This window comes from Pseudacidovorax sp. 1753 (assembly GCF_040544975.1).
Lineage (GTDB): Bacteria > Pseudomonadota > Gammaproteobacteria > Burkholderiales > Burkholderiaceae_C > Xenophilus.
In genome coordinates, this window is the sequence record NZ_JBEPKY010000004.1 from 163,431 (window position 1) to 184,446 (window position 21,016).

21 protein-coding genes are annotated in these 21,016 nt (G+C 70.4%); 5 read left to right on the plus strand and 16 right to left on the minus strand.

Annotation, left to right across the window (positions count from 1 at the left end):
* Positions 1–38: 38 nt before the first annotated feature.
* From phaP to ABIC63_RS06570, 6 genes are all read right to left on the minus strand, one after another.
* Complete coding sequence (gene phaP, locus ABIC63_RS06545) at positions 39–557, minus strand: TIGR01841 family phasin (protein WP_354319136.1); 519 nt, start codon at positions 555–557, stop codon at positions 39–41.
* Positions 558–633: 76 nt separating this feature from the next.
* On the minus strand, positions 634–918 hold the full coding sequence (gene minE / locus ABIC63_RS06550; protein WP_017759337.1) for a cell division topological specificity factor MinE: 285 nt from the start codon (positions 916–918) through the stop codon (positions 634–636).
* 5 nt (positions 919–923) lie between these two features.
* Positions 924–1,736, minus strand: a complete 813-nt coding sequence (gene minD, locus ABIC63_RS06555) for a septum site-determining protein MinD (protein WP_294366158.1) — start codon at positions 1,734–1,736, stop codon at positions 924–926.
* 74 nt (positions 1,737–1,810) lie between these two features.
* On the minus strand, positions 1,811–2,557 hold the full coding sequence (gene minC / locus ABIC63_RS06560) for a septum site-determining protein MinC (RefSeq protein WP_354319137.1): 747 nt from the start codon (positions 2,555–2,557) through the stop codon (positions 1,811–1,813).
* A 112-nt stretch (positions 2,558–2,669) separates the two neighbouring features.
* Positions 2,670–3,962 carry a solute carrier family 23 protein gene (locus ABIC63_RS06565; RefSeq protein ID WP_354319138.1) on the minus strand — a complete coding sequence of 431 codons (1,293 nt, stop codon included), beginning with the start codon at positions 3,960–3,962 and terminating at the stop codon, positions 2,670–2,672.
* Between the two features lie 58 nt (positions 3,963–4,020).
* A complete protein-coding gene (locus tag ABIC63_RS06570) occupies positions 4,021–4,443 on the minus strand; it encodes a PaaI family thioesterase (RefSeq protein ID WP_076505104.1) in 423 nt (140 codons plus the stop codon).
* A gap of 248 nt (positions 4,444–4,691) precedes the next feature.
* On the opposite strand from ABIC63_RS06570, the gene ABIC63_RS06575 reads away from it, so the two are divergent.
* Positions 4,692–5,024, plus strand: a complete 333-nt coding sequence (locus ABIC63_RS06575; RefSeq protein ID WP_294366149.1) for a hypothetical protein — start codon at positions 4,692–4,694, stop codon at positions 5,022–5,024.
* A 4-nt stretch (positions 5,025–5,028) separates the two neighbouring features.
* Here the strand turns inward: ABIC63_RS06575 and ABIC63_RS06580 are convergent, their stop codons facing one another.
* Positions 5,029–5,742, minus strand: coding sequence for a glutathione S-transferase N-terminal domain-containing protein (locus ABIC63_RS06580; protein WP_294366147.1), 714 nt, complete (start codon positions 5,740–5,742; stop codon positions 5,029–5,031).
* A 118-nt stretch (positions 5,743–5,860) separates the two neighbouring features.
* Positions 5,861–6,778: a LysR family transcriptional regulator gene (locus ABIC63_RS06585; RefSeq protein WP_294366145.1), complete on the minus strand. Its 918-nt coding sequence runs from the start codon at positions 6,776–6,778 to the stop codon at positions 5,861–5,863.
* Between the two features lie 73 nt (positions 6,779–6,851).
* On the opposite strand from ABIC63_RS06585, the gene ABIC63_RS06590 reads away from it, so the two are divergent.
* The 3 genes from ABIC63_RS06590 (at position 6,852) to ABIC63_RS06600 (ending at position 11,716) form a co-directional block, all read left to right on the plus strand.
* Positions 6,852–8,285 (plus strand): aminotransferase family protein, encoded by a 1,434-nt coding sequence (locus ABIC63_RS06590; RefSeq protein ID WP_354319139.1) that lies wholly within the window; start codon positions 6,852–6,854, stop codon positions 8,283–8,285.
* Positions 8,286–8,420: 135 nt separating this feature from the next.
* On the plus strand, positions 8,421–9,398 hold the full coding sequence (locus tag ABIC63_RS06595; RefSeq protein ID WP_354319140.1) for a tripartite tricarboxylate transporter substrate-binding protein: 978 nt from the start codon (positions 8,421–8,423) through the stop codon (positions 9,396–9,398).
* Positions 9,395–11,716 carry a N,N-dimethylformamidase beta subunit family domain-containing protein gene (locus ABIC63_RS06600; RefSeq protein WP_354319141.1) on the plus strand — a complete coding sequence of 774 codons (2,322 nt, stop codon included), beginning with the start codon at positions 9,395–9,397 and terminating at the stop codon, positions 11,714–11,716. The genes ABIC63_RS06595 and ABIC63_RS06600 overlap by 4 nt, the downstream gene beginning before the upstream one ends.
* Positions 11,717–11,762: 46 nt before the next feature.
* Here the strand turns inward: ABIC63_RS06600 and ABIC63_RS06605 are convergent, their stop codons facing one another.
* Genes ABIC63_RS06605 through ABIC63_RS06620 form a run of 4 tightly spaced genes read right to left on the minus strand, consistent with a single transcriptional unit; the run spans position 11,763 to position 16,721 of the window.
* Entirely contained in the window at positions 11,763–13,568 is a 1,806-nt protein-coding gene (locus ABIC63_RS06605) for a feruloyl-CoA synthase (protein WP_354319142.1), read from the minus strand.
* Between the two features lie 32 nt (positions 13,569–13,600).
* Positions 13,601–14,548, minus strand: coding sequence for a 3-hydroxyacyl-CoA dehydrogenase NAD-binding domain-containing protein (locus ABIC63_RS06610; RefSeq protein ID WP_354319143.1), 948 nt, complete (start codon positions 14,546–14,548; stop codon positions 13,601–13,603).
* The gene (locus tag ABIC63_RS06615; protein ID WP_354319144.1) at positions 14,545–15,753 is read right to left on the minus strand and encodes an ABC transporter substrate-binding protein; all 1,209 of its coding nucleotides are present in this window, start codon (positions 15,751–15,753) and stop codon (positions 14,545–14,547) included. Before ABIC63_RS06615 ends, ABIC63_RS06610 begins: the two co-directional genes overlap by 4 nt.
* 26 nt (positions 15,754–15,779) lie before the next feature.
* Positions 15,780–16,721 (minus strand): beta-keto acid cleavage family enzyme, encoded by a 942-nt coding sequence (locus ABIC63_RS06620; protein WP_354319145.1) that lies wholly within the window; start codon positions 16,719–16,721, stop codon positions 15,780–15,782.
* Between the two features lie 71 nt (positions 16,722–16,792).
* Here ABIC63_RS06620 and ABIC63_RS06625 point away from each other — a divergent pair, with 71 nt between their 5' ends.
* A complete protein-coding gene (locus ABIC63_RS06625; RefSeq protein WP_354319146.1) occupies positions 16,793–17,572 on the plus strand; it encodes a Crp/Fnr family transcriptional regulator in 780 nt (259 codons plus the stop codon).
* An 18-nt stretch (positions 17,573–17,590) separates the two neighbouring features.
* Here the strand turns inward: ABIC63_RS06625 and ABIC63_RS06630 are convergent, their stop codons facing one another.
* Genes ABIC63_RS06630 through ABIC63_RS06645 form a run of 4 tightly spaced genes read right to left on the minus strand, consistent with a single transcriptional unit; the run spans position 17,591 to position 20,970 of the window.
* Complete coding sequence (locus ABIC63_RS06630; RefSeq protein ID WP_354319147.1) at positions 17,591–18,292, minus strand: ABC transporter ATP-binding protein; 702 nt, start codon at positions 18,290–18,292, stop codon at positions 17,591–17,593.
* Between the two features lie 16 nt (positions 18,293–18,308).
* Positions 18,309–19,073, minus strand: coding sequence for an ABC transporter ATP-binding protein (locus ABIC63_RS06635; RefSeq protein WP_354319148.1), 765 nt, complete (start codon positions 19,071–19,073; stop codon positions 18,309–18,311).
* Complete coding sequence (locus ABIC63_RS06640; RefSeq protein ID WP_502935849.1) at positions 19,070–20,077, minus strand: branched-chain amino acid ABC transporter permease; 1,008 nt, start codon at positions 20,075–20,077, stop codon at positions 19,070–19,072. Before ABIC63_RS06640 ends, ABIC63_RS06635 begins: the two co-directional genes overlap by 4 nt.
* 20 nt (positions 20,078–20,097) lie before the next feature.
* Positions 20,098–20,970 carry a branched-chain amino acid ABC transporter permease gene (locus ABIC63_RS06645; RefSeq protein WP_294366123.1) on the minus strand — a complete coding sequence of 291 codons (873 nt, stop codon included), beginning with the start codon at positions 20,968–20,970 and terminating at the stop codon, positions 20,098–20,100.
* Between the last annotated feature and the right edge of the window lie 46 nt (positions 20,971–21,016).

The following is a 21,016-nucleotide window of genomic DNA, read 5'->3' on the forward strand; positions in this document are numbered from 1 at the left end:
GCGGGAGGCTCTTTTCATGGGGTCTGAGGGTTGCAGACTCAGCGCTTCTTGTGCGCGTCCATGCCCTGGGCCAGCAGCTGGCGGGCCTGTTCCACGTTCTCGTTGACGCGCTGGCGCACGATCTCGAAGGCTTCGGCCTGGGACTTCGCGGTGAGGTCGGCCAGCTCGCGGATGTCTTCCAGCGCCTGCTGGAAGCCGGCGCGGCCCATGCTGTCGATCTTGCCGAGCTGGGCCTTCATGTCCTGGCCGGGCATCGCCTGCAGCGTGTCGCGCCACTGCTCGATGGACTGCTTGAGCATCTCGGTCTGGCGCTGCACCACGCTCTGCAGGCCCTCGCGCGCCATCGAACTGGCCTTGACCATCGCCTCCATGTCCTTGCGGCCGTTCTCCAGCAGCAGGGCGGCGGTGCCGGTCACGTCCATGCCCTGCATGCGCTGGGCCATCTCCTGCAGCGACTTGGTCGCGGCCTCCTGCATGCCGGCCAGCGCGGCCATGGGATCGGGCAGCGGGCCGGCGCCGCCGGCGGACGTGGACGAGGAGGTCTTGCGGGTGGCCATCGGGCGTCTCTCCATTCGGTGAATACGGTGGAGCGGCCACGATAACCGCAGCCGCCGCGGGCGCAAAGCCCGGGCGTCAGCGGGCGGCGGGCGTGGAGCCGGCGGTCGGCAGGTCGGGCAGCTCGATCTTGACCTCGAGCACTTCCAGTGCGTCCTGCTTCTCCAGGTGCACCTTGATGTCCTCGGCCTTGATCGACACGTACTTGGAGATCACCTCCAGCAACTCGCGCTGCAACTGCGGCAGGTAGTCGGGCCGGCGCGCGTTGATGCCGCGCTCGTGGGCCAGGATGATCTGCAGCCGTTCCTTGGCGACGGCCGCGGACTTCTTCTTCTCGCCCAGCAGGAAGGAGAGGAAGGACATGCGCCTTACCTCCCGAAGATTCGCTTGAAGAAGCCGGGCTTGGCCGCTTCGGTGAAACGCATGGGACGGTCTTCGCCGAGGAAGCGCGCCACCACGTCCAGGTAGGCCTGGGCCACGTCGCTCTCCTTGTCGTGCACCGCCGGGATGCCCTGGTTGGAGGCCTGCAGCACCGACTCCGACTCCGGGATCACGCCGATCAGCGGAATGCGCAGGATGTCCTGGATGTCCTCCAGCGACAGCATCTGGCCGTCGGCCACGCGGCTGGGGTTGTAGCGGGTGATGAGCAGATGCTCCTTGATCGGCTCGGCGCCGTCCTTGGCCCGCTTGGTCTTGGAGCTGAGCATGCCCAGGATACGGTCGGAGTCGCGCACGGAGGACACCTCGGGGTTGGTCACCACCAGCGCCTCGTCGGCGAAGTGCATGGCCATCAGCGCGCCGGTCTCGATGCCGGCGGGCGAGTCGCAGACGATGTAGTCGAAGTCCATCGTCTTGAGCTCTTCCAGCACGCGGCCCACGCCCTCCTGCGTCAGCGCTTCCTTGTCGCGCGTCTGCGAGGCGGCCAGCACGAACAGGTTGTCGCACAGCTTGTCCTTGATCAGGGCCTGCGTCAGGTTGGCCTCGCCCTGGATCACGTTGACGAAGTCGTACACCACGCGGCGCTCGCAACCCATGATCAGGTCCAGGTTGCGCAGGCCCACGTCGAAGTCGATCACGGCCGTCTTCTTGCCCGCGAGGGCCAGGCCCGACGAGAAGCTCGCGCTGGAGGTCGTCTTGCCGACGCCGCCCTTGCCCGAGGTCACCACCACGATCTTGGTCATTTGCCTGAATCCTTTTTTGACTGGTTCGCGCCGCTTGTTGCGCTGGGGAATGGGGGGTTTTTTGCGGGGAGCCATCAACCGGTGATGGCTTCCAGCAGAAGCTTGTCGTCCTGCAGGCGGATCTGCGCGGGCTTGCCGGCCACGTCGGGGGGCAGGGCCACTTCGGAGGTGCGGTAGACGCCGGCCACGGCCACCAGCTGCGCTTCGAGGCAGGTGGTGAAAATGCGCGCGCCGGTGTCGCCCCGCGCCCCGGCGATGGCCTTGCCGCGCAGCGGCGCGTACACATGCACATTGCCGTCGGCAATGACCTCGGCGCCGAAGCTCACCAGGCCGGTGACGATCACGTCGCCGCCGCGGGCATAGACCTGCTGGCCCGAGCGCAACGGCCGGTCGATCAGCAGCGTGCCACCTTGCGGCACCGGCACCTCGCGCACGATCTGCGGCGCGGGGCTGGGCGGCTCGGGCGGCCGTGCGGGGGCCGGGCCGGGCAGGGCAGCGATGGCCAGGCCCGCGGCGCGCGCCGCCTGGGCGTGGCGCGCATCGGCGCCGCGCACGGCCACGGGCTGGGTCTGGTGCCGCGAGAGGATGGTGCGCAGCTTCCTGAAGTCGATGCTGCGGGCGGCCTCGTCCTCGGGCAGCTGGGAGAGGTCGATCACCACCGGCTCCTGCTCGAAGAAATCGGGCGAATCGGCCAGCTGCGCGTCGAGCGCGGCCGTCAGCACGGACAGGTCGGCGGTCTTGAGGATCACCGCCACCAGGGGCAGCGTGGCGCTCTTGAATTCGAAAACCGCGCGTGCGCGTGCGGCGGAAGCATCGGCCATCGAGGGACGGTGGGGAGAAATGGAGGGTGAATGAAAAAAAGGTTTCGCCACACTGGCGAAACCTTCGAAGTCTAACGGCGCAGCACCGCCCGGCGGCGCCGCGAAGGGGCCCTCAATGTGACCGGGCGTTTGCGTTGCGGCCCAGCATGGCCCACAACAGCAGCGCCCCGAAGGTGGCGGTGCCGATGCCGCCCAGCGCGAACTGGCCGAACTTGAGCGTGAAGTCGCCCGTGCCCAGGATCAGCGTGATGGCGGCCACGATCAGGTTGCGGTTGTCCGCAAAGTCCACCCGGTTGTCGACCCAGATCTTGGCGCCGGCCACGGCGATCAGGCCGAACACCACGATCGACACGCCGCCCATCACCGGCAGCGGAATGGCCTGGATCAGCGCGCCGAACTTGGGGCTGAAGCCCAGCACCAGCGCGATCACGGCCGCCACCACGAACACGGCGGTGGAATAGATGCGCGTGGCGGCCATCACGCCGATGTTCTCGGCATAGGTGGTGACGCCCGTGCCGCCGGCCGCGCCGCTCACCATGGTGGCCAAGCCGTCGCCCATGAAGGCGCGGCCGATCAGCGGGTCGAGGTTGCGGCCGGTCATGGCCGTGACGGCCTTGAGGTGGCCCAGGTTCTCGGCCACCAGGATGATGGCCACGGGCGCGATCAGCAGCATGGCGCCGGTGTCGAAGCGCGGGCCGGTGAAGGCCGGCATGCCCACCCAGGCCGCGGCGGCCACGCCCGACAGGTCCAGCGGCTTGCCCAGGCCCAGGCCATTCGCCAATACGGCATAGACCACGCTGGCCAGCAGCAGACCGGCCAGGATCAGCAGGCGCTGCAGCATGCCGCGCGCGAACACGGCGACCAGGCCCACGCACAGGAAGGTCATGGCCTGCATCCAACTGTCGAAGTTGCCGGCTGCCATGTTCTTGATCGGCACGCTCGCCAGGTTGAGGCCGATCACGGCCACCACCGCGCCGGTGACCACAGGCGGCATGAAGCGCTCGATCCAGCCGGTGCCGATGGCCTGCACCAGGAGGCCGATGCCGAAATACACCAGGCCGCAGACGATGATCCCGCCCAGCGCCACCGGCAGGTTGGCATTGGGCCCCTGGCCGCCGTAGCCGGTGGCGGCGATCACCACGCCGATGAAGGCGAAGCTCGAGCCCAGGTAGCTCGGCACGCGCCCGCCGGTGAGCAGGTAGAACATCAGCGTGCCCAGCCCACTCATCAGGATGGCCACGTTGGGGTTGAAGCCCATCAGGATGGGCGCCAGCACCGTGGCGCCGAACATGGCGATGACGTGCTGCACGCCCATGGCGCCGGTCTGCGGCCAGGACAGGCGCTCATCGGGCGCGACGACGGTGTTGCCCGTCATGGCGACTTCGCGCCACTGGAAAAGGCTCATGGGTTTCTCCTCGGGGTGTTTGTTGTTGGTTGTTCGGTGGGGGCGCGGCGCCGGCCGCTCAGCGCGGCTGCAGCACCGCCATGGTCAGGCGGGAGACGCAGGTCAGCTCGCCCTCGTCGTTGCGCAATTCGATCTGCCATACGTGGGTGCTGCGGCCGCGGTGCACCGGCCGGGCGGTGCCTGTGACCCAGCCCTTGGAGGCCGCGCGCAGGTGATTGGCATTGACGTCCAGCCCGACCGTGCGTTCGCCTTCGGGCACCGAATAGTGCGCGCCGCAGGAGCCCAGCGTCTCAGCCAGCACCACCGACACGCCGCCGTGCAGGATGCCGTAGGGCTGGATGGTGCGGGCGTCCACCGGCACGCGGCCGACGATGTAGTCGTCGCCGATCTCCACGAACTCCAGGCCGATGTGGCCGCCCACGGTGCCCACATGGCTGCGGGTGAGTTCCTCGATCGAGATGGGTTTCTGCCAGATACGCATGGGTGTCTCCGTCGGCTGTCGGGTTGGATGAAAGAGCCGCGGAACTATAGCCAGCGCACCTCGGCGGTGCAGTCGCCTGCGGGTGGCCGCCGCCGGTGGCGGGCTTGCCATCGCCCGCGGCCCGCAGACGCGGCACGGTTCCTACCCGGTTCGCGGCGTGGTCCCACAGTCCGCGCCCGCGGACGCGCTAGGCTGGTCGGCCAACCCGCACTGCGGGTTCTCTACACCCCATGGAACGAGGAGCCCCCATGAGCCAGGACGACAAGAACACCCAGCCCGACGCCTTTCGCTTTCCCACGGCCGCCGACCCGCAGGCGGCGGAGAAGGTGGCGCCGCCCGAGAAGCGCGAACCTGACGAGGACGCCCTGGACCAGGGCATTGCCGAGTCCTTCCCGGCCAGCGACCCGGTGTCGGTGACTGTTAGCCCACCGCCACGCAAGCGGGAGCAAGGCATGCGTCGGCCCGTCAAGGGGCTGGTCGTGTCCAAGTCCTTCGCGCTGATCGCCTCGGCGGCCATCGCAGGCCTGGCCATCGCCGCGATCAGCCGGCCCGTGGTGCGGCGCCGGCTGCATCTGCGCTGATCGTCTACTTGGCGGGCGCGCCCGGAATGCCCAGGCCGCGCACGACCGCAGGCCGTGCCACGAAGGCGTCCAGCACGCGCTGCACCTGCGCGAAGTCGCCGAAGCCCACCAGTTCGCGCGCCTCGTAGAAGCCCACCAGGTTGCGCACCCAGGGAAAGATCGCGATGTCGGCGATCGAATAGTTGCTGCCCAGCACCCAGTCCTTGCCCGCCAGGTGCTTGTCCAGCACGCCCAGCAGCCGCTTGGATTCGGCGACATAGCGGTCGCGCGGCCGCTTGTCCTCGTAGTCCTTGCCGGCGAACTTGTGAAAGAAGCCCAGCTGGCCAAACATGGGCCCGATGCCGCCCATCTGGAACATCAGCCATTGCAGTGCGTGATAGCGGCCGGGGGCGTCCTTGGGGATGAACTGGCCGGTCTTGTCGGCCAGGTAGACCAGGATGGCGCCCGACTCGAACAGCGCCAGCGGCTGGCCGTCCGGCCCGTTCGGGTCGAGGATGGCCGGGATCTTGTTGTTCGGGTTGAGCGACAGGAACTCGGGCGAGGTCTGGTCGTTGGCGCCGAAGTCCACGCGGTGCACCTCGTAGGGCAGGCCGCACTCCTCCAGCATGATCGACGCCTTCACGCCGTTGGGCGTGGGCAGCGAATAGAGCTGCAGCCGGTCCGGATGCGTGGCAGGCCACTTGCGGGTGATGGGGAAGGCGGAAAGGTCGTTGGACATGGGGAGTCGAAGTCTTGGGGAGCGAGCGCGCCAGCATGCCAGAAGGCCGGTTGCGGTGCCGGCATGGCTGCCAAAGCGCCCACGCGGCGACCTCCTGCCCGGCCCGCGCTGCAGGCGCTCAGGCCGCGGGCCGGAATCCGGGCAGGCGGTGCATGCGCCGCCGCAGCGCATCGATGAAGGCCGTGACGCGCGCGGGCCGATAGGCGCCCGGTGGCATGGCCACATGGATGCTCACCGGCTCCAGCCACCACCGCGGCAGCACGCGCCGGACGCGGCCTGCGTCGATATCCGCCTGGCACATCCAGGGCGCTGCGGCGCCGATGCCGTCGCCGTTCAGGATGGCGCGGTAGCTGGACAGCAGGCTGTCGGTGCGCAGCGGTGTGTCGATGGGGACCATCTGCGCCCGGCCGCTCCTGTCCAGCAGCCGCAGCGTGCCCATCACATGCGGCACCAGGCCCACGCAGGGCAGGGTGGGCAGGCGTGCCAGCGTGACGGGACCGGTTCGTGCCAGCAGGGCCGGACTGGCCACCAGCACACGCTCCATCGAACCCAGCGCACGACTGACCAGCCCGGGGTCGCGCACCTCGCCCACGCACACCCAGCATTCGGCACCTGACGCAGCGAGGTCCACCACGCGGTCGGTCAGCGTCAGCTCGACCCGCAGTTGCGGCCAGGCGGCGCGCAGGTCGGTCACGGCATCGGTGAGAAAGCCCGTGCCGTAGCCCGATGGCCCAATCACGCGCAGCGTGCCCTCCGGCCGGCTGCGGGCGCCGGAGATGCGCTCGGCCAGTCCAGCCCACCGGTCGGCCAGCGCGCGCGCCTCGGCCACCAGCTGCCGCCCTTCGTCGGTGAGCGAAAAGCTGGCCGTGGTGCGCAGGGCGAGCTTGCAGCCCAGCATGCGTTCCAGCTCCAGCAGGCGGCGGCTGGCGGTGGGCTGTGTGATGCCGAGCGTCCGGGCGGCCTTGCTGAGCGAGCCGGCCTCGGCCACACGCACGAAGGTGTCGAGCAGGTCGAGGCGGTCATGGATCGGCTTCATGCGGCGAGCGTATAGGACTTCATCGTTCCATGCGACTACTGCAATTGCCGGGCCCGCCTTATCGTGCGGCCCCATGAACCGCGCCGCCTCCGACATCGACCCGCTGCCTGCCAGCGCTGCCCCGCAACCTGCCCGCCTGATCGGCGACACGCCGCGCGGCGGCTCCGTGCTCAGCTTCTACAGTCCCCGCGGCGCGGCGCGACCGCCGCTCGTGGGCCGGGGCGAGGGCGTCTGGCTCTGGGATGCGGATGGCCGCCGCTACCTCGACGCCACCGCCGGTGCCGTGGTCGCCAACATCGGCCATGGCAACCGGCATGTGATCGCGGCCATGCAGGCGCAGGCCGAGCGCGTGAGCTTCGCCTATCCGCGCTTCTTCGAAAGCGAGCACAACATCGCGCTGGCGGATCGGCTCTGTGCGCTGGCCGGGGAGGGCTTCGACCGGGCCTTCTTCGTCTCGGGTGGGTCGGAGGCCAACGAATCGGCCCTCAAGCTCGCGCGGCAGTACGCCGTGGTCACGGGCCAGGCGGGGCGCTGGAAGGTGATCTCGCGCGACCCCAGCTACCACGGCTCCACCCTGGGCGCGCTGGCCGTGACCGGGGACGCGCACACCCAGGCCATCTACGGTCCCATGGTCAAGCCCATGCCGAAGGTGCCGGCGCCGCTGAGCTATCGCCTGCCGGAAGGCCACACGGCCGAGAGCTACGCCATGGCCTGCGCCGACGCGCTGGAGCGCACCATCGAGCAGGAAGGTCCCCAGACCGTGCTGGCCTTCATCCTGGAGCCCATCGGAGGGCTTTCCACCGGCGCCGTGGTCTCGCCGGCCGCCTACTTCCAGCGGGTGCGGCAGATCTGCGACCGCCACGGCGTGCTGCTGATCTACGACGAGATCATGAGCGGCGCCGGCCGCACCGGCGAATTCCTCGCCGCGCACCACTGGCCGGGCGCCCGGCCCGACCTGGTGACGCTGGCCAAGGGCCTGGCGGCCGGCTACACGCCGCTGGGCTGCCTGCTGGCACCGGCGCGCATCGTGGACGCGGTGGCAGGCGCGGGCGGGTTCGTGCACGGCCATACCTACTTCACCAATCCGATGTCCTGCGCCATCGCCAACGCGGTGATGGACGAGGTCGAGCGTCTGGACCTCGTGGCGCGGGCCCGGGAGCGCGGTGTCGGCCTGCGCCGCCGCCTGGAGGCCGTCGCTGCGCGCTCGCCGCTCGTGGGTGATGTGCGCGGCCTGGGCCTGTTCAGCGCCATCGAGCTGGTGGAGGACAAGGCCACGCGGCGTTCACTGCCGGCCGACTTCAACGCACCGGCACGGCTCACCGAACACGGTCTGCGCCACGGCATCGCGCTCTACAACCGCCGCGCCAACATGGGGGCCTTCGGCGACTTCCAGATGATCACGCCCCCGCTGACCATCAGCGAGCTCGAACTCGACGAGCTGGTCGACCGCCTGGGCCGCGCGCTGGACGATCTGGCGGACGAAGTGGTCCGGCGCGGTCTCGCCTGAGCCCGGATCGGCCATCGACAACCCTACAACCAGCCGTCTCGCGCTCCTTGCAGGGACGGCGCCCTTGCCGGCCCCGGCTGCCAGCACGCCGACGGGCCGATCCCGCCTTTTCTTCCACGACCCGCGAAAAACACCATGACACTGCCTGCCTTCCTCCGCCTCGGCCTGGCCTGCGCCGGCCTGGCCTTCGCCTGCGCCGCACCGGCGCAGGTGCCCACGGGCAAGGGCCCGCTGCGCCTCGTCGTCGGCTATCCGGCCGGCGGCTCTGCCGACGTGCAGGCGCGCACGCTCGCCGACAAGCTGGCGGCCGACCTCGGCGTGGCCGTGGTGGTGGAGAACCGCACGGGCGCCGGCGGCCAGATCGCGGCCGACTACGTGCGCGGTACCGCACCCGACGGCCTGACGGTGCTGCTGGCCAACATGCACATGATGGTGATGCTGCCGCTGACCTCGCGCTCGGTGCGCTACGACCCCGTCAAGGACTTCGCCGCCGTCGGTCGCATCGCCACCTTCTACGAAGGCCTGGCCGTGCCCGCCGCCCTGCCGGCCAAGGACGTGCGCGAATGGCTGGCCCTGGCACGCACCGACGCCTCGCGCGGCAGCTACGGCGTGCCGGCGCCGGGCAGCGTCTCGCAGTTCATCGGCTTCCGCCTGGGCAGCGAGGCCGGTGTCAAGCTCACCGCCGTGCCCTACCGCGGCGCCGCGCCGCTGGTGCAGGACCTGCTGGGCAACCAGGTGGCGGCCGGCATCACGCCCATCGCCGATCTGGTGCAGTACCAGCAGGCCGGCAAGATCAGGATCCTGGCGGTCAACGGCGCCCAGCGCGCGGCCCAGCTGCCGGACGTGCCCACGCTCAAGGAGCTGGGCCAGCCGCATTTCGACAATCTGGAATGGACCGGCCTGTTCGTGCCGGCCGCCACGCCCGCCGCCACGGTCGCCCAGCTGCATGCCGCGCTCGGCAAGGCGCTGGCGCAGCCGGACGTGAAGGAGCGGCTGGCCAAGCTCAGCAGCGACGCCAACCCGAGCACGCCCGAGGCCCTGACGCGCCTGATCGCCGAGGACCTGCAGCGCTGGGGGCCCGTCATCAAGGCCTCGGGCTTCTCCACCGAATGACGGCGGCGATCCCGCCCCACCGTGCGCTGGCGCTGCCGGGTGTCCATGGCTACACGGGCGCCAAGACCGTGCATGCCGGCGAGGCCATCGACCTCCACCTGAGCGTGGACCGGCCCTGCCGGCTGGGCATCTACCGCCTGGGCGACGATCCCGAGGACCGCGCCAGCGATCGCCTGGTGGCCGACCTGGGCAGGGTGCAGCCGCACATCCAGCCGATTCATCCCGGCTCCTATGTGCATGTGCCACGTGGGCTGCCGGCCGGCATTGCCCTGCCGGGCCTCAGCCTGGAGTGCTGGGTGATGCCCTGGCGCGTGGACGGTCCGCGCCAGGCGCTGATCACGCAGTGCGATGACCCGGCACAGGGCGGCTTCGGCCTCTTCATCGCATCGGACGGTGCGCTGGGCCTGTGCCTGGCCGATGCCGGAGCGCCGTCGGCCGGCGCTGTCCCGACCCATCGCTGGACCGCCGGCCGGCTGAAGGCCCGCGCCTGGCAGCATGTGGCCGCGACCTGGGACGGCCGCACGTCGGCGCTGTGGATCGACGGCATCTGCGTCGGACGCCAGGCCTGGACCGGTCCGCTTCGTCCCGGCGCCGCGCCGTTGCGGCTGGGCGCTTGCGGCGACGGTGGCGTGGCGCAGGCCTTTGCCGATGTCGACCTCGCCCTGCCGGCCATCCACGAATGCGCGCTGCCGGCCGAGGCGCTGGCGCAGCGCGTGACCGACCGCGGCCGGCATCTGCCCGCCCATCCCGCCCTGCGCGCCTGCTGGCCGCTGCGCGAGGGACGGGGCGAGGCGGTCGCCGATGCCAGCGGCCATCAGCGCAACGGCCGCATCGTCAACCACGGCACCTGGATGATCCGCGGCCCTGGCTTCGACGAGGCCGTGGCTGCCCGAGACGGCGACCCCTTCGCCACTGCCGGGCAGCACCAAGGTCTGCGGCTGGCGGCCGACGACCTCTACGACTGCCGATGGGCCATCACCCATCGCGTGACGCTGCCGGTGAACGCGCAGCCCGGCCTGCATGTGGCGCGGCTGGGCTTCGAGCTGGACGGGCGCGAGGCGGTGTACGACATCACCTTCCTGGTCAGGCGTCCGGCCGGTGCCGCGGCGGCGCCGCTGCTGGTGCTGTGCGCCATGAGCAGCTGGCTGGCCTATGCCGCGACGCCCTTCGCACGCAACACCGTGGACGACCCGGTCTGGCCGCGCCGATCCACCGGCCTGCCCAACAGCCATCCCGATGCGCCGGCCTACTGCAGCTACACCTTCCACCGCGCAGGCCAGCCCAGCTACTTCACCGGCCTGCGCATGCCCTGGCCCAACGCCAGCCCGGCGGCGCTCTACGACCCGGCCGGCAGCGGCTTCGCCCAATGGACGCGGCTGGAGCGCCGCCTGCATGTCTGGCTGGAGAAGGAAGGCTACGACTTCGACCTGCTGGCCGATCTGGACGTGCATCGCGACCCTGCGCTGCTGGCGCACTACGGCACCGTGGTGGTCAATGGCCACAGCGAGTACTGGTCCACGCCCGTGGTCGACGCCTTCGACGCCCTGCTGCGGCGCGGCGGCAGCGCGCTCGTGCTGTCGGGCAACACCATGTACCTGCGCGTGAGCTTCGACGAGGACATGGCGGTGATGGAGCAGCGCAAGAACGAGGAGCGCGGCGCCGATCCGGCCCAGGCCGCGCTGCGCCCGCCCGCGGGTCCCTTCGGCGAGGAATTCCACAGCCAGGACTGGATGCGCGGCGGCCAGTTGCGCGGCGTGGGCCGTTCGGCCGCGAGCATCATCGGGCTGGAGACCGCGGGCTGGGGCTTTGCCGATGCCGGCGACTTCGGCGTGTACCACGTGACGGCCGCGCAGCATCCCTTCTTCGCCAATCCGCTGCCCGTCGGCCTGGCCGAGGGCGACACCTTCGGCCATGCGCCCGGTGGCGGCCTGCCGCGCGCCATCGGCCACGAATGGGACCTGACGGTGGCCAGCCTGCGGCGGATGACGGGCACTGCGCCTCCGGCGGGCGAGGCCCTGCCCGAGCCGCCCTCGGGCCTGCAGGTGATCGCGCAGGGCCGCCGCCGCGTGCCAGGCGCCCTGGACGCCTACCTGGACTGGTTCTCGCGACCCACCGAGGCGTTGGACGGCGGCCTGTCGGCCGAGATGATCGACTGGCAGCGGCCCCAGGGCGGGCGGGTCTTCCATGCCGGCGCGGTCGGCGCGGCCTGGGTCGTGGGGCACGATCCAGCCTTCGACCGGCTGCTGCGCAACGTGCTGCACCACTTCGACGTGCCTGCACCGCATGGCAGGCGCCCACCCGGCGGCCCGACCGGCTGATCGCACGCGCGGTGGCAGCCGGACCATCGCGTCGGCATCGCTCGATTCAAGCGGCGATCACCTCGGCATCCGCCATCGCCGCATGCAGCCGCGCCACGGCATCGGCGCGCCGCGTGAGCACGGCGCGTTGGTTGAGGTAGCCCTTGTCGGTGATCTCGCCGTGGTCGGCATCGGGGGGCGTGCCCAGCACCAGTGCGCGGGTGGGGCAGCGGGCCGAGCCCAGCCCGGAGGCCATGCGCTGGCGCATCGCGGCCTGCAAGGCCTCGCGCAGCTTCGCCGGTTCGGCGGCGCCCTGTGGACTGGGAAAGACCAGCAGGCCCACGGCCTCGCGGTCGTGGCCGGTGAGCACCAGGTCCTGCACCCAGGGCGCGAGCTGCGACACCAGCTCGATGCGCAGCGGGCCCACCGACACCCAGGTGCCGCTGCCGAGCTTGAAGTCCTCCGCCACACGACCGTCGAAGACGATGCCGCGCTCGGGCCGCGCGGCATCCACCAGGTAGCCGGCATCGCCGATGCGGTAGTAGCCCTCGGCGTCGAAGGCGGCCGCCGTCTCGCGCGGCTGGTGGCGGTAGCCGGGCGTCACCGTCACGCCGCGGATGCGCATCTCCAGCTTGCCGCCGTTGGGCACGAAGCGCACCTCCATGCCGGGCAGCGGATTGCCGATGCAGCCGGCGCCGTCGAGCGCCCAGTGGGCCGAGGTGATGGCCGGCGAGGTCTCGGTGCAGCCCCAGGAGGTGGTGAGCCACAGCGGCCGGCCCGGCCGCACGCGCTCGGCCAGTGCCTGCAGTCGCTGCCAGGTGGCGGGCGACAGCGCGGCCGCCGCGTAGAAGGCCAGCCGCAGCCGCGAGAGGATGTCCGCGGACAGCGCGGCGTCGGCCTCCATCAGCGGCAGCAGCATGTCGAAGCCGCGCGGCACGTTGAACCACAGCGTGGGGCGCACCTCGCGCAGGTTGCGTGCCGTCTTCTCGACCAGGCCCGGCGCGGGTCGCCCTTCGTCGATGTAGAGCGCGCCGCCATGGGCCAGCACCATGTTGAGGTTGTGGTTGGCGCCGAAGGTGTGGCTCCAGGGCAGCCAGTCCACCAGCACCGGCGGCTCCTGCGTCAGGAAGCGCCAGGTCTGGGCCATCATCTGCTGGTTCGCGCACAGCATGCGGTGGGTGTTGATCACCGCCTTGGGATGGCCGGTGGAGCCCGAGGTCAGCAGGTACTTGGCGTGCGTTTCGGGGCCGACGGCCGCGAAGGCGGCCCGTACGGCGGGCGTCTCAGGCGTGGCGCACAGCGCGGCGAATTCCAAGCCGCCGGGCCAGGCACCGGCATGGGCGCTGAACACGCAGGGCACGTCGAGGTCGCAGGCGGCGATGGCGGGGCCGTAGACCTGCGCATCGGCCGCATAGATCAGCCCGGGCCCCAGCAGCCGCAGCATGCCGGCCAGGCGCGTGTGGTCCTGCGTGAGGCGCGAATAGGCGCTGGACAGCGAGCAGCTGGGCCGGCCGATGTGCATGGCCGCGAGCATCATCACCGCATGGTCGATGCCGTTGTCCGACAGGATCACCACCGGCGCACCCTCGGGCAGCCGCAGGTCGAGCAGCGCCTGGGCCATGCGGCCGACCTGCGCGCGCAGCTGCACGTAGCTGACGCGCCGCCAGTCGGCGCCATCCGGCGTGCGCTCGGCCAGCGCCAGGGCATCGGGCGTGCGCTCGGCCCATTGTTCCAGCCACTCGCCCACGCAGCGGGCATAGGGCTGCAGGGCGACGGGCGAGCGCAGCGAGAAGCTGCCGTCGTCGAAGTCGATGCGCACGGCGCGCGGTGGCGCGACCTGCTCCGGGTCGGCGAGGAAGTCGATGGGGGACATGGGTGTCTCTCGAAAGCGGGCGGGATGTGCGGTCACGGCAGGGTGCCGTCCCCGGCCTTGGCGCGCATCAGGTCGATCAGCAGGTCGTCGCGGCTGCGGGCCAGCGCGGTTTCGTGGCGCTCGCCGCGGGCCTCGGCCACGCCCTGCACCACGCGGGCCTTCAGCGTGGGCGTCATGGCGGGCTGGCCCAGGTCGCGCCACCAGCTCTCGATGGGCCCGCCCAGGTGCGCCAGCAGGTGCTGCATGCCGCCTTCGCCACCCGACAGGTGCAGGTTCATGAACGGACCCATCACCGCCCATCGCAGGCCCGGGCCATGGGCGATGGCGGTGTCGATGTCGGCCACGCTGGCCACGCCCTGCTCGACCAGGTGGAAGGCCTCGCGCCACAGCGCGGCCTGCAGCCGGTTGGCGATGTGGCCCAGCACCTCGCGCCGCACATGGATGGGCCGCTTGCCCAGCGCCGCGTAGAAGGCCATGGCGTGTTCGATGGCATCGGGCGCCGTGGACTCGCCACCGCCCACCTCCACCAGCGGGATCAGGTGCGGCGGGTTGAAGGGGTGGCCCAGCACCACGCGCTGCGGCGCTTCGCAGCGCACCTGCATGCCGCTGACCGGCAGGCCCGAGCTGCTGCTGGCCAGCAGCACCTGCGGCGGCGTGGCGGCGTCCATGCGGGCATAGAGCTCGGCCTTGAAGTCGGCGCGCTCGGGACCGCTTTCCTGCACGAAGTCGCAACCTTCCAGCGCCCGCTCCAGCGAGGCATCGAAGTGCAGCCGGGCGGGCGATGCGCCTTCGGCGAGGCCCATGCGCTGCAGCGTGGGCCAGTGGCGATCGACCGCGGCGCGCAGCCGGTCCTCGGCCCCGGGCGCGGGATCGGTGGCCGACACGTCCAGCCCGCGCGCCAGGAAGAAGGCCGCCCAGCTGGCGCCGATCACGCCGGTGCCGACGATGCCGACGCGGCGCACGTCCAGGTGCCCGCTCATGATGCCTTCCAGCGTGCGCAGCGGCTTTCGGCGCGCGTGGTCCAGGCGGCCTCGCCGCGGATGGCCTCGACCACCTTGTAGTAGTCCCAGGGCTCCTTCGACTCCGCGGGCGTCTTCACCTGCATCAGGTGCATGTCGTGCACCATCAGGCCGTCGTCGCGCAGCCAGCCACCCTGCACGAACATGTCGTCGAACTTGGTCTTCTTCAGCTGGGCCATCACCTTCTCGCCATCGTCGCTGCCGGCCGCCTGCACGGCCTTGAAGTACTGCAGCGCGGCTGAATAGTCGCCGGCATGGAAGGAGGTGGGCATGCGCTTGTGCCTGTCGAAGAAGCGTCGCGCCCAGGCCCGCGATTCGGGGCTCTGGTTCCAGTACCAGCTGTCGGTCAGGAACATGCCCTGCGCCGTCTTCAGGCCCAGCGCGTGCACGTCCTGGATGGTGATGATCATGCCGGCCAGCTTCATCTTCTGCGCCAGGCCGAACTCGGCCGCGGACTTGATGGCGTTGACCGTGTCGCCGCCCGCGTTGGCCAGGGCCAGCACATCGGGTTTGGCGCTGGTGGCCTGCAGCATGTACGAGGAGAAGTCGCTCGCGCCCAGCGGATGCTTGACGGCACCGGCCACCGTGCCGCCACCGGCCTCCACCACCTTGCTGGCATCGGCCTGCAGCGCGTTGCCGAAGGCATAGTCGGCCGTGACGAAGAACCAGCGCTTGCCGCCCCCCTTGACCACGGCGCTGGCCGTGCCGCGGGCCATGGCCACGGTGTCGTAGGCATACATGACGGTGAAGGGCGAGCAGTGCTCGTTGGTCAGGCTGGAGGCGCCGGAGCCGACGACGAAGTAGGGCTTCTTCTTGTCGCGCGCCACGCTGGCCATGGCGATGGCGGCGCCGGAGTTCACGCCGCCGATGAGCATGTCCACCTTGTCCACGTCGAACCACTCGCGGGCCTTGGCGGCGGCGATGTCGGGCTTGTTCTGGTGGTCGGCCGTGAGCAGCTCGATCTTCTTGCCGGCGATGGTGCCGCCCATGTCGGCGATGGCCATGCGGATGGCTTCGGCACCGGCCGGGCCGTCGTAGTCACGGTACACGCCGGACATGTCGCTGATGAAGCCGATGCGGACGGTGTCGTCCGAGATCTGGGCCGAGGCGCCGGTCGCGCAGGCGAGCGCGGCCGCCGCGGCCAGCAGGGCGCGGGTGAAGGTCATCGGGGGTCTCCTCGTGGTGATCGGAATCAGGCGGCTGCGTCGGCAAGTGCCCCTGGCGCGAACTCGGGCCGCGGCGTGCCGGTGCGCGGCAGGCCCATGAGCTCGCGCGCCTCGTCGGGCGTGGCCGGTTCCATGTCCAGCTCGCGGATCAGCCGCACGATGCGCTCGGTGAGCTGCACGTTGGTGGCCAGCTCGCCCTGGCGGTAGTAGAGGTTGTCCTCCAGGCCCACGCGGGCATGGCCGCCCAGCAGCAATGCGGCCACGTTGGCCTCCAACTGCGAAGGGCCGATGCCGCTGACGCAGAACAGACTGTTGCGCGGCAGCACGTCCACCATCTGCTGCAGGTAGCGCGGCGAGAAGGGCATCGCGTTCTGGAAGTTGCGGTGCACGTTCATCACCAGGTTGATGAAGTGCGGCGCGTCGTCATGGCCTTCCTCGATCAGCGTGGTCACGTCCTGCAGGATGTGCGTGTGCGCGAAGACTTCCCACTCCGGCTTGATGCCGCGCGCCTTCATGCCGGCGGCCAGCTCGCGGCCCTTGGACAGCGGCGTGTCCATCAGGATCTCGCGGCCGCCGAAACTGAGGTTGAGCGTGGTGGCGTCCAGCGTGCACATCTCGGCGCCGGCGTCCATGCCCTTGATGCGCTCCTCCCACGCGATCTCCCAGCGGTCGCCGGGCAGCGGCCGGATCATGTCGCCATGCACGCCACCGCCCGTGGAGTTGTTCAGCACGATGTCGCAGCCCGCGTCGCGGATGCGTTGGTTGATGTCGCGGTAGATGGCGGGGTTGCAGGTGGCGCCGTCATCGGGCCGCCGCGCATGGATGGCGACCACGCTGGCACCGGCGTTCCAGCAGCGCAGCACGTCGGCGGCGATCTCGTCGGGTTGTGTCGGCAGATGCGGGTTCTGCGACTTGTGGGCCATGCCGCCGGTGGGGGCGATGGTGACGATGACCTTGCGCTTGCTCATCGTGTCTCCTGATGTGTTCGTGGTAGGCGCGGCTATTATTTTTTTCGGGCCCCGTGCACTCAGTCGTTGCGATGACATTTGCGCTCGGGGTTAGTACCGGCCTCGCCTCGAGCCACGACGGGCGCCATCGATCCCAGGAGACTCCCATTCGCCACCGTCCCGCGCCCGCGCGCAGAAGCCTCGACGACCTGCTGGCCCACAGCGCCTGGTACCCGGCATTGCCCGAGGCGACGCGGTCGCATGTGCGAGAGCGGATGCGCGAGGCCGAGGTGCTGGCGGGCACCGCGCTGTGCCGCATGGGCGACGCGCCGCTGCACTGGTATGGCGCCATCGAGGGCCTGCTGAAGTGGTCGGTGGGCAGTGCCGACGGTCGCTCGGTCACGCTCGGCGGCCTGTCGGTGGGCAGCTGGTTCGGCGAGGGCACGGTGCTGCGCGGCGCCGCCCGCACGGCCGACGTGATCGCGCTGCGCGACAGCCGGGTGGCGCTGATGCCGGCCGAGGTCTTCGACTGGTTGCGCAGCCACGAGCCCGGCTTCGCCGACTACCTGCTGCGCCAGATCAACGAGCGCATGCACTGGTTCCTGGGCAACTTCGCCGCCCACCATCTGCTGGACACCGACAGCAACGTGGCGCGGGCGCTGGTGGGGCTGTTCCATCCGTGGCTGCATCCGGGCAGCGACCCGCACCTGCAGGTCACGCAGGAGGAGATCGCGCACCTCTCGGGCGTGTCGCGCCAGCGCTGCAACGCTGCGCTCAAGCGCCTGGCCACCGACGGGCTGGTCGAGCTGGAGTACGGCGGCATCACGGTGGTCGACCTGGCGGGACTGCGTGCGCGAGTGCCTGGCGCCTGAGCGGCACCTGGCCGCGCGCTAAACGCCCAGCCGCTGTGCGAGTGCGTCGGGCTGCGCCAGCAACTCGGCCGAGGCGCCGGCCAGCACGATGCGGCCCTTCTCCATCACCACCGCCTGGTCGGTGTGGTGCAGCACCTTGTGCCAGTCTCGGTCCACGATCAGCGTGGCGATGCCGCTGGCGCGGATCTCGGCGATCACGCGCCAGATCTCGGCCACGATCAGCGGCGCCAGGCCCTCGGTGGCCTCGTCCAGGATCATGAGGCGCGGGTTGGTCATGAGCGCCCGGCCGATGGAGAGCATCTGCTGCTCGCCGCCCGACAACTGCTGGCCGCCGTGCGACAGCCGCTCCGACAGCCGCGGGAAGGTGGCCATCACGCGCTCGAAGGTCCAGGCCCGACTGCCGTCGATGCCGGGCCGTGCGGCCATCACCAGGTTCTCGCGCACCGACAGGTTGGGGAAGATGCCGCGTCCTTCGGGCACGTAGCCGATGCCCAGCCGGGCCATCTTCTCGGGCGCCCAGCCGGTCACGTCGCGGCCATCGGCCAGCACCTGGCCGGAGGCGGGGCGCACATAGCCCATCAGGCTGCGGATCAGCGTGGTCTTGCCCATGCCGTTGCGGCCTAGAAGCCCCACCGCGCAGGCGGCGGGTATCTGCGCATCGACGCCCCGCAGGATGTGGCTGTCGCCGTAGTAGGTGTTGAGGTCGCGGATCGAGAGCATGGGAAGCGGCTTCTCTTCAATGCTCGTCGCCAAGGTAGGCGGCGCGCACGTCGGGATTGGTGCGGATGGCCTCGGGCGTGCCGGTGGCGATGACGGCGCCGTTGACCATCACCGTGATGCGGTCGGCCACGCGGAAGACGGCGTCCATGTCGTGCTCCACCAGCAGGATGGCGTGGCGCGCCTTGAGCCGCTGCAGCAGCGCGAGCATGCGGTCGGTCTCTTCAGCGCCCATGCCGGCCAGCGGCTCGTCCAGCAGCAGCACGCGCGGGCGCGTGGCCAGGCACATGGCCACTTCGAGTTGGCGCTTGGCGCCGTGGCTCAGCGTGCCGGCGATGCGGTGCACTTCGGTGCTCAGGCCCGCGGCCTCCAGGGCCTCGCGCGCGGCGGCGTTGCTGGCTTCGCAACGGGCCGACGATTCCCAGAAGGCCCAGGGCCGCGGCGTGGCGGCCTGCGCGGCGAGGCGGCAGTTCTCCAGCACGGTGAACTCGCCGAAGATGGTGGTGCGCTGGTAGCTGCGGCCCACGCCGCCCAGCGCGCGGCGCGGCTGGGGCAGGGCGGTGATGTCGCGGCCATCGAGCGTGATGCGGCCGGCCGAGGCCTCGATCTCGCCCGAGAGCATGTTGATCAGCGTGGACTTGCCGGCACCGTTGGTGCCGATCACCGCATGCACCTCGCCCACGTGCAGGTCGAGCGAAACCTCGCTCACCGCCACGAGGCCGCCGAAGCGGCGCGTCAGGCCCTGCACGCCCAGCAGAGCCCCAGTGGATGCAACGGCGTTCATCGTGCCGCTCCCTTGCTGGCGCCCAGCGGCGACAGCCGCTCCCGCAGGCCGATCAGGCCCTTGGGCAGCAGCGCCACGAAGACGATGATGACCAGCCCCAGGCTCAGCTGCCAGTGATCGGCCAGCGGGCCCACGAGGCCGTGGGTGGAGAGCACTTCCTTCAGCAGGGTGAAGGCCACCGCCCCCAGCACCGCGCCGCGCAGGTGGCCGAGGCCGCCGAGGATGATCATCAGCAGCACCTCGCCCGAGTTGTGCCAGGCCATCAGCTCGGGGTTGACCACGCCGTCGCGCGCCGCGACCAGAAAGCCCGCCAGCCCCGCCAGCGCGCCGGCGATGACGAAGGCCGCCAGCTTGTAGGCATAGGTGGGAAAGCCCACCGCACGCATGCGCTGCTCGCTCACGCGGATGCCCGCCAGCGCGGCCCCGAAGCGCGAGCGGCGGATCAGCGCCAGCAGGCCGTAGGTGCCCGCCAGCGCGGCCAGCACCACATAGAACAGCACCAGGCGGTTCTCCATGTCCAGCACACCGATGGCTGGGCGGATGTAGAGGTAGATGCCGTCGCTGCCGCCGCCCACCGGCGTGTCGTGGAAGACGAAGAAGGCCATCTGCGCGAAGGCCAGCGTGACCATGATGAAGTAGACGCCTCGCGTGCGCAGGCTCAAGGCGCCCACCACCAGCGCATAGAGCGCCGCGCCGCCCATGGCCAGCACCAGCAGCACCAGCAGGTTGCCGCCGTCCTTGCCCGAGGCCAGCACGGTGATGTACGCGCCGATGCCGTAGAAGGCCGCATGGCCCAGGCTCACCAGCCCGGTCATGCCCACCAGCAGTTCGAGGCTGAGCGCGAAGATGGCAAGGATCATCACCTTCACCACCAGGTCGGCCGCATAGCCGCCCAGCAGCGGCCCGGTGATGGCCAGGATCACGGCGGCGGCCAGCGGCAGCAGTGCGCCCTGCGGCAGGCCGCCGGTGCGGGTTGGGGTGGAGGAGGGCAAGGGTGGGGTCATCGCGGAAGACGTGGAGGTGTTCATGCGCGCTTGCCCATCAAACCCTCGGGGCGCCAGATCAGGATGATGGCCATGAGGAGGTAGATGCCGATGCCGCTCAGCTCGGCGAAGAAGACCTTGCCGAAGGTGTCGACGAAGCCGACCAGCAGCGAGGCCACGAGCGCGCCGGTGATGGATCCGATGCCGCCGATCACCACCACCACGAAGCAGATGATGAGCACGCTGGCGCCCATGTTGGGATAGACCGAGGACATGGGCGCCGCGATCATTCCGGCCAGGGCCGCCAGCGCCACACCGGCTGCGAAGACGATGCGGTAGAGCTTGCGGATGTCGATGCCCAAGCCGCGCACCATGTCGCGGTTGCTGGCGCCGGCGCGGATCATCATGCCCAGACGGGTGCGGTTGACGACGGCATACATGGCCACGGCCAGCACGATGCAGGCCACCGAGGCGAAGATGCGGTACCAGGGGTAGCTCATCACGTCGCCCAGCGCGAAGCTGCCCGCCAGCCAGCCCGGCAGCGGCACGCCGTGCACGTCGTTGCCCACCAGGATGGAGCGCAGCTCCTCGAACACCAGGATCAGGCCGTAGGTCATCAGCACCTGCTGCAGGTGGTCGCGCTGGTAGAGGTAGCTGAAGAAGGCCCATTCCAGCGCATAGCCCAGCGCCGCCGCCAGCAGCACGCCGGCCACCAGCATCAGCAGGAAGCTGTCGCCGAACAGCGGCGCCAGCGAGAAGGCCATGTACGCGCCGATCATGTAGAAGCTGCCGTGCGCCAGGTTGATGACGCCCATGATCCCGAAGATCAGCGTCAGGCCGGAGGCAAGCAGGAACAGCAGCAGCCCGTACTGCACCGAGTTCAGGCATTGGACGAGGAAGGTCGAGAGATCCAAGGTCGGCCTCGCGGGCAATGAAAAGTGGAGAAAGCGCTGGCTACAG